Origin of the sequence: Acinetobacter sp. LF10 (assembly GCF_048585715.1) — a bacterium.
Lineage (GTDB): Bacteria > Pseudomonadota > Gammaproteobacteria > Pseudomonadales > Moraxellaceae > Acinetobacter.
Window position 1 is genome coordinate 2,779,543 of record NZ_CP184160.1, and the last position, 12,266, is coordinate 2,791,808.

Genomic DNA, 12,266 nt, shown 5'->3' on the forward strand with positions numbered 1-12,266 from the left:
TTTTAGCTAAATATACGAGAGAACCAGCTCTTTCCTTTGGTTTGTTCTTGGGTGCGTAAATATCGAATCATATTATCACGCACAGCATCGACATAATCCTGATCATCATGCTGTATATGATTAATCAACCATTTTGAGAGTAATCGATATAAATCATTTTCAACTGCTTCCCCTTTTTCAAAGCGTTGACGATAATCATTCAGTCTTTTGACAAATAAATCATGTATACCTTTATGCGAAGGTAAATATTGATAATTAACCTGCATTAATAAGTTTTCTTCAAAGCTAAAATGTGATTGCGTGTAATCAATTAGATCTTCCAATACTTCTTGAATCTTGGAGCGATGACCACTCACCCGAATTTCTTCTAATCTATTGATATAATCTAATATTTGGCGATGCTGATGATCAATTACATCGATACCAATATTAAAGCTTTCTTGCCATTCCATTTTATTTCCCCTGTGAATTTTCCTATCAAATCACTTGTACTTATTTGCATATTTTTTATGACTTTATTACTTAGATTAAAACCATAAAAAAAATATGGCATTAGATCTTACAATTTTTACAATCTTAAATCCATAAAAAAATTAAGGTTTTATTAAATTTATTTACCTCATATTAAAAATAAATATAAGAAATTGAAATTTATAATTATTATTTTAAAAAAACTATCCTAATAAAAATATAGGGGGTGAATTAGAGACCTAACTCATTTTGAATGAATGATATAATTCAACCTACTTTAAATACATAAACGTGATCTTTTCTGAATCAAGATCGTCTCATCTATAGAACTCAATAGGTCATCAATCACCGTTAGATCAATCATCAGCAGTAAGTCAAAATTCACTCAATATTTCTCAATTTTTAGGGTAAATTATGCTGAGATCATCTCAATAAAATATAATGACATAGGATAAGAATACTGATCATGCAGCAGCTCAGCCCCATCGAAATTGGAAGAATTAAAAGTTTATTCTCAAAAGCCGATAGCCTAATTATCAGTGCGGGTGCAGGTATGGGCGTTGATTCAGGTCTGCCCGACTTTCGAGGCAATCAAGGCATGTGGCGAGCTTATCCAGAACTCGGTAAACAACGTATCGACTTTACCGAAATAGCCAATCCAGCAGCATTTAAATTTCAGCCACATTTAGCATGGGGTTTTTATGGACATCGTTTGGCACTATATCGTCAAACCATGCCACATCAAGGTTTTAATTTACTCAAACAACTGGCTGAAAGGTTAGCACTACCCTACTTTATATTTACTTCGAATGTTGATGGGCAGTTTCAAAAAGCAGGTTTTGATCCAAACCAAATTTATGAGTGTCATGGCTCTATCCACCATCTTCAATGCTCAGAACCTTGCCAACTCAAAACATGGTCAGCAAATGAATTAACGCCTGAGATTGATCATCAAAATTGTCAATGGCTAGGAAAACTTCCACTATGTCCACATTGTGGAACGTTATCCCGTCCAAATATTCTGATGTTTAATGATTATGCTTGGGTCAGCCAAAGACATACTCAACAAGCAAGACGCTTAGAAATTTTTTTAGAAGCCCACAATCACCCTATCGTCATTGAAATAGGTGCAGGTACAGCGATTCCAACAGTCCGTTATTTTAGTGAGCGTTTCGCACCACAACTCATCCGAATCAATCCTCGTGAAGCAATGCTTCCATCCAAGGGAGGAGTCTCAATCGCAGAAAATGCAGTCATTGGTATTCAAAATATTTATCAGATTCTAATCAAATAATTCCAATAAAATTTGATAATAATTATCATTCTAGATTAAAAATATCCACGTTTTATCCTTATTTCGCTTTTATACTGGTTTGAGTTTCTAAATCTCGATCTGTTGCCATGCCAAAAACAAGTTCTAAAAAAATACCATTCAGTAAAATAATAATGATCGCTATCGGTGTCGCGATTATTGCAGCCGTTGCATGGTTTTTCTTTAAACCTAAAGATCAAGCACCACAATATATTAGTGCTGAAGTCTCTAAAGGTGATATTGAAAATTCGGTATTGGCAACAGGTGTGCTTGAAGCAACCAAAATGGTCAGCGTCGGCGCACAGGTTTCAGGTCAAGTGAAAAAAATGTATGTACAGTTAGGCGATCAAGTCAAACAAGGTCAACTGATTGCACAAATTGACTCGATTCGCCAAGAAAATGAGTTGAAAACAGCCAAAGCCAGTATTCAAAATCAACAGGCTCAATTGGCGGTACAACAGGCCAATCTAGCCAAAGTTGAAGCTGAATATAAACGTCAACAAGCCATGTTTAGCCAAGATGCAACTTCACGTGCAGAACTTGAAACAGCACTAGCGAACTTTAAAACAGCACAAGCTCAAATTGCAGCAATCAATGCGCAAATTGAACAATCTCGTTTAACCCTCGCAACTGCGCAAGAGAATTTGGGTTATACCCGTATTGTTGCTCCGATGGATGGGACAGTGGTTGCCATTGTGACCGAAGAAGGTCAAACGGTGAATGCCAATCAAACAGCACCAACGATTGTGAAATTGGCAAAGCTCGACAACATGACCATCAAAGCCCAAATTTCTGAAGCCGATGTGATGAAGGTTGAAAAAGGTCAAACGGTTTACTTCACCACATTAGGCAATAGCGATAAAAAACATTACGCACAGCTACGTCAAGTTGAGCCTGCACCAAACTCAATTAACACCGAAACAACCAATACCAGTTCATCTTCATCAAGCACAGCCGTGTATTATAATGCTTTGTTTGATGTTCCAAATGAAGACGGTAAGTTACGTATTGATATGACTGCACAGGTCTATATTGTTTTAGCTGAAGCGAAAAATGTGCTGACGATCCCTGCTGCTGCGATACAAACCAAACGTTCAAACAAAAAAGACAATAGCAATAATTCAACGGCGACAAATCAAGCGAAAACTACCAATACTCAAAAAATACAACAACCGAAACGTCTCGATTTAACTGAAGCTGAAAAAGCCTTGATTGCTCAAGGTAAAGCATCCACAGGCATCGTACGAATCTTACAAGCAGACGGGACTGCTCAACCTCAACCTGTGTTAATCGGCCTTAACAATCGTGTGACTGCACAAGTGCTTAGAGGTTTGAAACAAGGCGATCAAGTGGTGATTGCAGATGCAACTGATAGCTCAAACGAATCAGCAAAACGTAGCAATCAACGTGCAATGAGAATGTAATATGACCCAAGATCAAATACGTTCTTCACAACCATTACTTGAAGTCAGCAACCTCACTCGTGAATTTCCCGCGGGCGAAGGAACAGTACAAATCCTCAAAGGCATTAATTTAAAAATTTATGCCGGTGAACTGGTTGCAATCGTCGGGCAATCAGGCTCAGGTAAATCGACCCTCATGAATATCTTGGGGTGTCTCGATAAACCAACGGCAGGCAGCTATCAAGTCAGTGGTCGAGAAACACGTCTACTCGAAGCAGATGAACTAGCACAACTTCGCCGTGAATATTTTGGCTTTATTTTCCAACGTTATCATTTACTCGGTGATTTAAGCGCCGCAGGTAATGTCGAAGTTCCTGCGATTTATGCAGGCGTAGACAGCCAACTTCGCCAACAGCGTTCGGCTGAGCTACTCTCAGAACTAGGACTTGAAGAACGCTTACATCATCGACCAAGCCAGCTATCTGGTGGTCAGCAACAACGTGTGTCGATTGCACGTGCGCTGATGAATGGTGGTGATGTGATTCTTGCCGATGAACCCACAGGTGCATTAGATAAGAATAGCGGTGTCGAAGTGATGCGCATTTTGCGTGAGCTGAATGCCAAAGGCCATACCATTATTCTGGTCACGCACGATCTCAATGTTGCCAAAAATGCGACCCGTATTATCGAGATCAGTGATGGTAATATTATTTCAGACCGTGCCAACGTACCTGAAAATGCAGATACCGATTTAGAACATCAAACCCTGCAACGCTCATCACAAAAGAAAACCTCGGCTTGGCGGTCTTTTTTCGATCGTCTCGGTGAAGCATTCCGTATGGCACTGCTTGCCATGAATGCCCACCGTATGCGGACTTTCTTGACCATGCTTGGGATTATTATCGGGATCGCATCCGTGGTCTCGGTGGTTGCGCTTGGGAATGGCTCACAAAAGCAGATTTTAGAAAATATCAGTAGTTTAGGCACTAACACCATTAGCGTTTATCAGGGTCGTGGCTTTGGTGACAATTCACGTGCCTCCCAAGTGAAAACACTAGTGCCTGCCGATGCGGATGCGCTAGCTGAACAACCTTATGTCGATGGGGTCAGTCCATCCGCCAATACCAGTGTGACGCTACGCTACAAAGATACCGAAGCATCGGCAACCGTAAATGGTGTCAGTGCTGATTTTTTCTATGTCAAAGGCATGACCTTTAAGTCGGGACAAGCTTTCGATAAAGACAGCGTCACACAACGTGCGCAAGATGTGGTGATTGATACCAATACTGAAAAGACTTTCTTTGCAGATGGTACTAATCCTGTTGGTCAAGTACTGCTGTTAGGTAGCGTACCAAGTCGAATCATCGGCGTGATTGATGCTCAACAAGGCTTCATGGGTAGTTCTGACAGTTTGAATGTTTATTTACCTTATTCAACAGTGATGAGTCGCATGTTGGGGCAATCCAATGTTCGTAGCATCATTGTTCGCATTAAAGATGAATATCCAAGTAGTGCGGCTGAAAATGCAATTCTAACCTTGCTGGAACAGCGTCACGGCGCACAAGATGTTTTCACTCAGAACTCTGACAGTATCCGTGAAACCATCCAGCAAACCACAGCCACAATGACCCTGTTAATTTCTGCAATCGCCGTGATTTCTCTTGTGGTTGGTGGAATTGGCGTGATGAACATTATGTTGGTCTCTGTGACTGAACGAACCCAAGAGATTGGGGTACGTATGGCGGTTGGCGCACGACAAAGCGATATTTTGCAGCAATTCCTGATTGAAGCAATTCTGGTCTGCTTATTGGGCGGTGTACTCGGTGTGCTGCTTTCTTTAGGGATTGGGCAAATTATTGGACACTTTGCCAAAGGCATCATTGAGATGAGTTATTCAACCACCTCAATCATAGCGGCTTTTGTCTGTTCTAGTCTGATCGGTATTGTATTTGGCTTCTTGCCAGCACGAAATGCAGCACAACTCGACCCAGTTGCTGCTTTAGCGAGAGAATAAAAATCTCCCCCTACCCCCTCTTTTTAAAAGGAGATTGGGAAGGATTTTTAAGAATAGATCAAGACGATAATATTTTTCAAATTATTAAAGGAATGACGATCAATGTTATTCAAACAACATAAAATCGCACTTGCACTTTGTCTCAGCACAACACTCGTTGGCTGTTCTGCTGTCGTCAAAACGCCCTATAACGCCCCAACAGCCCAAGTGCCACAACAGTTCCAATATGATACGCAAAAAAATAAGAATGTGAATCTCACCGATCAATGGTGGACGCTATTTAATGATGCTCAACTGAATCAATTGGTCGATCAAGTGTTGGCTAAAAATAGTGACTTAAGTGTTGCAGGAATTACCCTTCAACAGGCTCGACTACAAGCAGGCTTGGCTGAAAATAAACAAGGCATTCGTACCAGTTCGAGTGTTTCCACAGGTCATAACTATGACCTCCGTTCAGGCAATGGAAATGATCGTGGTTTATCGAACAGTGTTGGCGTTAGCTATGAACTCGATTTATTTGGCAAGCTCGCCAATCAAACCGAAGCAAGCCGTTGGGAAGCCTTAGCCAGTGAACAAGACTTGCAAGCCACCGCACAAAGTCTGGTTGGTACCACAGCAAAGCTATATTGGCAACTTGGCTATCTGAACGAACGCTATCAAACCATTCAGCAAAACTTGGCTTCGACCCAAAAGATTTATGCTTTGGTACAGTCGCAATATAAAGCGGGTGCGGTTTCAGGTTTAGATTTAACACAAGCGGAACAATCGGTACAAAGCCAAAAAGCCAGTTTAAGCCAAATTGAGCAGCTTCGTGTTGAAACGCGTACTGCGATTGCTGTATTGCTACATGAACCTGTTCAACAACTGAATATTCAAGAGCCTACACAACTACCTCGCAATACTCTGCCGAATATCGCGGTTGGACTCCCTGCTGATATTTTATCGCGTCGCCCTGACTTACAAGCTTCTGAATTACGCTTGCGTAAGACTTTAGCCAATAAAGATGCGACCAAAGCCAGTTACTACCCTTCGATTAATCTCACAGGTAATCTAGGTTCTTCGAGCACTTCATTGACACAACTGTTAAAGAACCCTGCTTTAACTTTAGGTGCGAGTTTAAGCCTACCCTTTCTTCAATATAATGATATGAAGAAAGAGATTGCGATTAGTGATCTTGAGTATGAAAAATCCATTACTCAATATCGCCAAACGCTGTACCAAGCTTTTGCCGATGTAGAAAATGCCTTGTCGAATCGCACTCAACTGAATCAGCAAGTAGAATTGCAACAACGCAATGTCGAACTTGCGAATAAGACCGAAAGATTGACCGAAGTTCGTTATCGCAATGGTGCAATCACATTAAAGAGCTTACTCGATGCGCAAGAGACTACACGTAATGCACGACTCAGCTTAGTTGAAACCAAGCAGAGTCAATACAATGCTTATGTGACTTTAATGCAAGCACTAGGAGGAAGTCCTGTGAAAGAACTACCTGAGCAATAACACACGAGTTGCTATTGTTTACTCACTTACAGTTTTTGGCTCATTTTTAATGAGCTGAGAACTTTCGATTTTACTCATCAACCGCTTTATATTGATTTAACTATTACGGTTTTATATGCTGATCAAAATATAATTATACTGGGTAAGCACAGAATTGCTTATATGGCATCTTAATTTTGGTTATGCGTCAAATATGCCTTGTAACTATAATTATGCAATTCATAAAAAGGAGAATTCATGGCAATTTTTGACCTGTTTTCAAAGAGGCAAAAAGCCTTGAGGGGAGACGTACCAGATGTTTACACCTACGATAACTTACCAAGTGCTTTGAGAGTGCAAATCGTTCATATTTGGTCAGATGCACTTGGAAGTAATGAAAACTACTACGAAAGTTACGGGTGTGGCCCTCAAGTCAAATCCGCATATAAGTTTATCGTGGATACTCTTTGCAGAGAGTATGGAATGTTTCAGCTTCCCACAGCAGAAAAGCATGGCCAGAGAATGTACATAAATGAACTGGCAAATTATTTGTTGCAGGTTGACGATGTCGAAAAGCAATTAGATGTAGTCGAATTAAGCTTTAGGTATATTGATCGACTTACTCGAAACTATGAATACCTGCATAAACAAAATGCTTCGAAAAGCGTTGATGATGCAATTGAAGAACTGAACGCTAGATTCAAAGAACATGGAATAGGCTTTCAGTTCATCGAAGGAGAAATTGTTAGAACCTATCCAGAATATTTTCTATGCAAAAGTAGCCTTAAAAAGGCTAAATTAATGAACTGCAGGCTCGTATTTAGGTGCTTTTCACAGTTTTTCCAAAGCCTTCTACATTTTTCTAACCAAGCAAATGATCTTTCCACAACCCAGCGTTGTGGTATGACTGCAAATTTATGTAATTCACTTCGTTTAGCAACTTCAACTCGCGCTCTGATTAAATCATTAACAGCCAAAGAAAAGGGTTCGCCTGTATAACCACCATCAACAAGTACAACCTCTACATTTTGTAAGGTGTCTCTATGTAAAGTTATGGCATCTAATGCACCTTGACGATCTGTTTTATCTGCTGTCGTAATAAATATTCCATGAGGCAGACCTTGAGTATCAACAATGATATGTCTTTTAATCCCTGAAACTCTTTTACCAGCGTCATAGCCTTTATTACGTGCGGTATCTGTGTTTTTTACACTTTGTGAATCAATGATGATAAAGCTCGTTTGTTCTTTCCGTCCATTGTTGATACGGGCCTCGCCAACCACATTTTTTTAAAGCCTGCTCAAGTATGCTAGGTTCAGTTTCTGATGGTTTTCTATTCCAAATCGAGAAGTAATAATGCACAGTGCTTTTAGGTGGAAAGTCTCGAGGAAGCATACTCCATTGACATCCACTTTTTAGAATATAGAGCAAGGCGCAAAACACTTCATAGACATCAACGACTCTTGGACGTGTTTGTTTTCTTCCGCTCAATAGTAACGGTTCAATTTCTTTAAAGGCTTCTCGACTAATGTCGCTGGGATATGGTTTTCTCATGGGGGAGAATTTAACAAATTATTTTTCCAATTGCCAAAAAAGAATGAAATTAATATTGGATAGGTTCTTAGAGTTGATTCTGAGCTGCTTCACTCAGAAGCAGTAAAACCAGCTTTGAGACTTCTAAATGAGAAAAACTATCAAGGTGCGCAGCAAGAGTTTCTAAGTGCTTATGAGCATTACAGACACGGTAAAAATAAAGAAGCACTCAACGATTGTTTGAAATCGTTTGAAAGCACTATGAAAGCTATATGTAATAAAAGAAATTGGTCATACCAGCCTAATGCTACAGCAAAGACTTTGATTCAAGTGTGTTTTGATAATGATCTCGTCCCATCTTTTTGGCAGCAGCAATTAAATTCATTGCGTAGCATGTTGGAAAGCAGTATTCCCACTGGACGAAACAAATTGAGTGGTCACGGGCAAGGAACAAGTCCAACAACTGTGCCAGATTATCTAGTTGCATATATGCTGCACATGACGGCCTCAACATTGGTGTTCTTAACTACCGCAGAGAAAAACCTTGCATAACAAGGTGCTGCTAGGGGCAAACTTGCGCTCTGGTTCGCCCCAGAGCACTGCGTTATAATTTACTCCCTCCTAAAAAAAGCCGCTATAAAAGCGGCTTTATTAAATAATTAGATTAATCTAATTATTCATCATCCATCATTGACTGGCTCATACCAACCGTATTAAAGCCACCATCAACATAAAGGATTTCACCCGTAATACCAGAAGCCCATGGTGAGCAAAGGAATAATGCTGCATTACCCACTTCTTCAATCGTCACATTACGTTGTAATGGAGCGATTTTTTCATTGGCATCCAACATTTTACGGAATGATTTAATACCAGAAGCTGCCAAAGTACGGATTGGACCCGCAGAGATCGCATTCACACGAATCCCCTCTTTACCCAAGCTTAGTGCTAAATAACGCACACCCGCTTCTAACGATGCTTTTGCCATGCCCATCACGTTATAGTTTGGCATCACACGCTCAGAACCTTGATAAGTCAAGGTTAATAAACAACCTTTACGTGCTTGTAATAATGGTTTAGCCGCACGAGCCATCGCAACAAAGCTATACGCGCTAATGTCATGTGCAATTTTAAAACCGTCACGATCCGTCACGTCGGTAAAGTCACCATCTAGCGTATGTGCAGGTGCAAAACCAATCGAATGCACAACACCATCTAAACTATCCCAGTGTTTTGCTAACTCAACAAAAGTATTGTCAATTTCGGCATCAATTGCTACATCACAAGGGAAAACGAGGGTTGAACCAAACTGTGCTGCAAAGTCATCAACACGCTTTTTTAGTTTTTCATTTGGATAAGTAAATGCTAACTCTGCGCCTTCGCGGTGTAATGCTGCCGCAATACCGAAAGCAATTGATAATTTACTTGCAATACCAGCAATTAAAAAACGCTTACCAGCTAAAAGTCCTTGTGACATCTTATTCTCACTCGAAAAATTTTCACCACATCATGCCAACATTCCAGATTTTTCGGAATTGCATAATCCACCTTTTTACAATCTTGCATAAAAAAATCGCCTGATAAAAGGCGATTTATATTTTATTTCAGTTTTGACTTAGTCATCACCTTGAATCAGGCTCAATAAACGCATGAATGAATAATACATCCACACTAAAGTCGCAAGTAAAGCAATCGCACAGACCCATTCAAATGCTTTAGGAGCGCGTTGTTCAGCTGCATTTTCAATAAGATCAAAATCTAAAATCAGATTAAGTGATGCAATTACTGCAACAAATGCAGCAAAACCAATACCTAACCAATTGCTTTCAAAAATATAAGGAATACTTGAACCGAAGATCAAACTCAAAACAATTTGAACAACGAAAACCAGAGCAATCGCGACAGAAGCCGAAATAACGACAGCCTTAAATTTTTCAGTCGCACGAATAATTTGGAATTTATATAACGCAAATAAAACTAAGGTTGTAACAAAGGTCGCAAGCAAAGCTTGTAAAGGAACACCAGGAAATTTCAACTGAAAAATAAAAGACACACCACCTAAAAATGCGCCTTCAAATAAAGCATAAGGAATTGCTAAAGCTGGTGCAGTATTTGACTTAAACGTGGTAATCAAAGCGAGAATAAGACCACCAATTGCACCAATGATTGTTGCAGCATAAGCAATTGAAAGATTAGCAGTGATTGCACAATAGAAAAATAGTGCCATTCCCAATGCGGCTGCAATCACTGTCAATACCACTGACTTTTGAATCGCACCTTGAATGGTCATAGGCTCGGATAAATTACTATAGGTTTCAACCCGAGTTAAAATTGGATTATTACTTTGCATGTAAGCTCTCTTTTTATAGTAAGCAAATAAAAATTGAGTTTATGATATTTTTTATTCAATCCCAATATTTTTTACATTTAATAAAGCTTTAATTTTTTTGCAATTTATTGATAGCTAATCCATTAAAAATATATGAAACAAAGTACTTGATTGCAAAATTAAAGCACATTTTATGGCTATAACTTTCATTTCGTAGCGAGAACCATAAGCTTTTATTTACAATCTAGATCTCTTTATACCAAGTGAATTAATTGTAATAAAATCTGAAAATCTGTATTCATCTAAGTCACATAAGCAATAAAAAAAGGAGTCGCATTTTAGGACTCCTTTTTAAATCATTTTTAGATTAGAGTGAAATATTACAGTCCTTTTAGCTAAAGTGCTGCGGTTGCTCATCAATAACTTCTGCTTGTAACTGATTCATCTGTTTTTCCAACAAACCAAATAAAGCGGCTTGGATCATATGCTGTGCAACGGTTGGTGTCTGATCACCCAAAATCTTTTTAACATCTTCACTAAATTGAATTTTAACCAAAGGCTCTGCTTCCGAACCTGCATTACGCAAGGCAAGCTCTCCGCCTTCAAGTTGAACTAACTCGAGAACGGCTTCTTGGCTACCAAATAACTCTTTTAACTGTTGCATTGACATACAATTACTCCATGTTTCTACATGGTGGCAAAGCGCTACTGCTCTTTGCAATCTCACGTCTTATTTATATAAGTGCTATTCACTCATATTTCAAGTCTATGTTCTACTCGAATTAAAACTCAACCATTTCATTACGAAAACCATCTATCAAATGGCTTAAATCTCTATGCCATTCTCGTAATATTTTCGCATCGGGTAACCATGCTTGCGGGCTTTGAGTCACCTTAATAATCAAATTCGATGAGGTCTCATTTTCAGGCTCTGGTGCTGTTGGTTCTGGTGCATACTGACATAAACGATACGCACGTTTGAGTTCTGCAATAAAACCATCTTTAGCAAGTTGCTGTAATACTGAAACTTCTGGTGAGACTTGTCCTTTAACTGCCATCTGCTCTTCAATCGACTTAAAGGTCGGTTGCAAATCATTTAAACGATAATAGCGTACCAATTCTTGTAAAAACGCTAAAATTGCCCCGTGTAAATGAAATACTGCTGCCTCACGATATGCCTGCGCTTGTTGAATATGGTCTGTTTGCTCAGCTTGTTGACATGCAAGTCGGGCAAAATACAATTTTTGATTGGTACGATCAGCATGGTAGCGAGCAACACGAGACATAATAAATCCCTTTTTCAGTTCATTTAAATCAAGACTGATTGTAAAGCGAATTGATGCTGAAACAAATAGCACTCACAATATCAATTCAATACGATAAAGTTTACGTTTTGCTATTGTATGTAGTGGTTGGGCGAAAGGGCGAATATTACTGATGAGCCAAGCAAAATAGCCTTAAGTCCAATAAGAGGCACATGCAATTTCCACTTCATGTGCTTGCCAAGGACGTACCACTTCGATATCAACCAAAGCAACCGCCCTCCCCATTTCTTCATCCCCATCCTTTGTTAAAAAATTCAAATTTTCAACAATGACCAGATTTTTCAGTGGCAACATTTCAGGTTGCCATGAGCGAACTTCAAGCGTTTTAATTTTCTTGGCTATTCGCTCGGCATTTGGCGCAACAATTGATAAAGCTTGATATTGCTTTGACACGAGG

11 protein-coding genes and 2 pseudogenes are annotated in these 12,266 nt (G+C 39.5%); 6 read left to right on the top strand and 7 right to left on the bottom strand.

The window, feature by feature from the left end:
• Nucleotides 1-2: 2 nt before the first annotated feature.
• Nucleotides 3-452: a bacteriohemerythrin gene (locus ACN19N_RS13360; RefSeq protein WP_004659048.1), complete on the bottom strand. Its 450-nt coding sequence runs from the start codon at nt 450-452 to the stop codon at nt 3-5.
• Between the two features lie 485 nt (nt 453-937).
• Between ACN19N_RS13360 and ACN19N_RS13365 the strand changes: the two genes are divergently transcribed.
• The 5 genes and pseudogenes from ACN19N_RS13365 to ACN19N_RS13385 all read left to right on the top strand — a co-directional run.
• On the top strand, nt 938-1,765 hold the full coding sequence (locus ACN19N_RS13365) for an SIR2 family NAD-dependent protein deacylase (protein WP_420001536.1): 828 nt from the start codon (nt 938-940) through the stop codon (nt 1,763-1,765).
• Between the two features lie 107 nt (nt 1,766-1,872).
• A complete protein-coding gene (locus tag ACN19N_RS13370) occupies nt 1,873-3,207 on the top strand; it encodes a MacA family efflux pump subunit (protein WP_420001537.1) in 1,335 nt (444 codons plus the stop codon).
• A 1-nt stretch (nt 3,208) separates the two neighbouring features.
• The gene (locus ACN19N_RS13375; protein WP_420001538.1) at nt 3,209-5,200 is read left to right on the top strand and encodes a MacB family efflux pump subunit; all 1,992 of its coding nucleotides are present in this window, start codon (nt 3,209-3,211) and stop codon (nt 5,198-5,200) included.
• A 102-nt stretch (nt 5,201-5,302) separates the two neighbouring features.
• On the top strand, nt 5,303-6,703 hold the full coding sequence (locus ACN19N_RS13380) for an efflux transporter outer membrane subunit (protein ID WP_420001539.1): 1,401 nt from the start codon (nt 5,303-5,305) through the stop codon (nt 6,701-6,703).
• A 237-nt stretch (nt 6,704-6,940) separates the two neighbouring features.
• Nucleotides 6,941-7,390 (top strand): annotated as a pseudogene (locus ACN19N_RS13385) (AbiJ-NTD4 domain-containing protein); the annotation flags it as partial.
• A gap of 44 nt (nt 7,391-7,434) precedes the next feature.
• Here ACN19N_RS13385 and ACN19N_RS13390 read toward each other — a convergent pair.
• Nucleotides 7,435-8,236, bottom strand: a protein-coding gene (locus ACN19N_RS13390; RefSeq protein WP_269228195.1) for an IS5 family transposase whose coding sequence is annotated in 2 segments (ribosomal slippage) — nt 7,435-7,971 and nt 7,973-8,236 — 801 coding nt in all. Because the reading frame shifts where the segments join, the coding sequence is not laid out codon by codon here.
• 114 nt (nt 8,237-8,350) lie between these two features.
• Between ACN19N_RS13390 and ACN19N_RS13395 the strand changes: the two genes are divergently transcribed.
• On the top strand, nt 8,351-8,767 hold the full coding sequence (locus ACN19N_RS13395; protein ID WP_420001540.1) for an STM4504/CBY_0614 family protein: 417 nt from the start codon (nt 8,351-8,353) through the stop codon (nt 8,765-8,767).
• A gap of 121 nt (nt 8,768-8,888) precedes the next feature.
• Here the strand turns inward: ACN19N_RS13395 and ACN19N_RS13400 are convergent, their stop codons facing one another.
• The 5 genes and pseudogenes from ACN19N_RS13400 to ACN19N_RS13420 form a co-directional block, all read right to left on the bottom strand.
• The gene (locus tag ACN19N_RS13400) at nt 8,889-9,692 is read right to left on the bottom strand and encodes an enoyl-ACP reductase FabI (protein WP_420001541.1); all 804 of its coding nucleotides are present in this window, start codon (nt 9,690-9,692) and stop codon (nt 8,889-8,891) included.
• 138 nt (nt 9,693-9,830) lie between these two features.
• Entirely contained in the window at nt 9,831-10,565 is a 735-nt protein-coding gene (locus ACN19N_RS13405) for a Bax inhibitor-1/YccA family membrane protein (RefSeq protein ID WP_420001542.1), read from the bottom strand.
• A 370-nt stretch (nt 10,566-10,935) separates the two neighbouring features.
• Nucleotides 10,936-11,214, bottom strand: coding sequence for a hypothetical protein (locus tag ACN19N_RS13410; protein ID WP_005162636.1), 279 nt, complete (start codon nt 11,212-11,214; stop codon nt 10,936-10,938).
• Between the two features lie 112 nt (nt 11,215-11,326).
• Nucleotides 11,327-11,830: a DUF6586 family protein gene (locus tag ACN19N_RS13415; RefSeq protein WP_420001543.1), complete on the bottom strand. Its 504-nt coding sequence runs from the start codon at nt 11,828-11,830 to the stop codon at nt 11,327-11,329.
• A 72-nt stretch (nt 11,831-11,902) separates the two neighbouring features.
• Nucleotides 11,903-12,262, bottom strand: a pseudogene (locus ACN19N_RS13420) (ASCH domain-containing protein).
• Nucleotides 12,263-12,266 lie beyond the last annotated feature (4 nt).

Coding starts and splice junctions, on each gene's coding strand:
- ACN19N_RS13400 (WP_420001541.1), bottom strand. CDS start 9,692: ATGTCACAAGGACTTTTAGCTGGTAAGCGTTTTTTAATTGCTGGTATT.
- ACN19N_RS13365 (WP_420001536.1), top strand. CDS start 938: ATGCAGCAGCTCAGCCCCATCGAAATTGGAAGAATTAAAAGTTTATTC.
- ACN19N_RS13405 (WP_420001542.1), bottom strand. CDS start 10,565: ATGCAAAGTAATAATCCAATTTTAACTCGGGTTGAAACCTATAGTAAT.
- ACN19N_RS13360 (WP_004659048.1), bottom strand. CDS start 452: ATGGAATGGCAAGAAAGCTTTAATATTGGTATCGATGTAATTGATCAT.
- ACN19N_RS13415 (WP_420001543.1), bottom strand. CDS start 11,830: ATGTCTCGTGTTGCTCGCTACCATGCTGATCGTACCAATCAAAAATTG.
- ACN19N_RS13370 (WP_420001537.1), top strand. CDS start 1,873: ATGCCAAAAACAAGTTCTAAAAAAATACCATTCAGTAAAATAATAATG.
- ACN19N_RS13380 (WP_420001539.1), top strand. CDS start 5,303: ATGTTATTCAAACAACATAAAATCGCACTTGCACTTTGTCTCAGCACA.
- ACN19N_RS13410 (WP_005162636.1), bottom strand. CDS start 11,214: ATGTCAATGCAACAGTTAAAAGAGTTATTTGGTAGCCAAGAAGCCGTT.
- ACN19N_RS13375 (WP_420001538.1), top strand. CDS start 3,209: ATGACCCAAGATCAAATACGTTCTTCACAACCATTACTTGAAGTCAGC.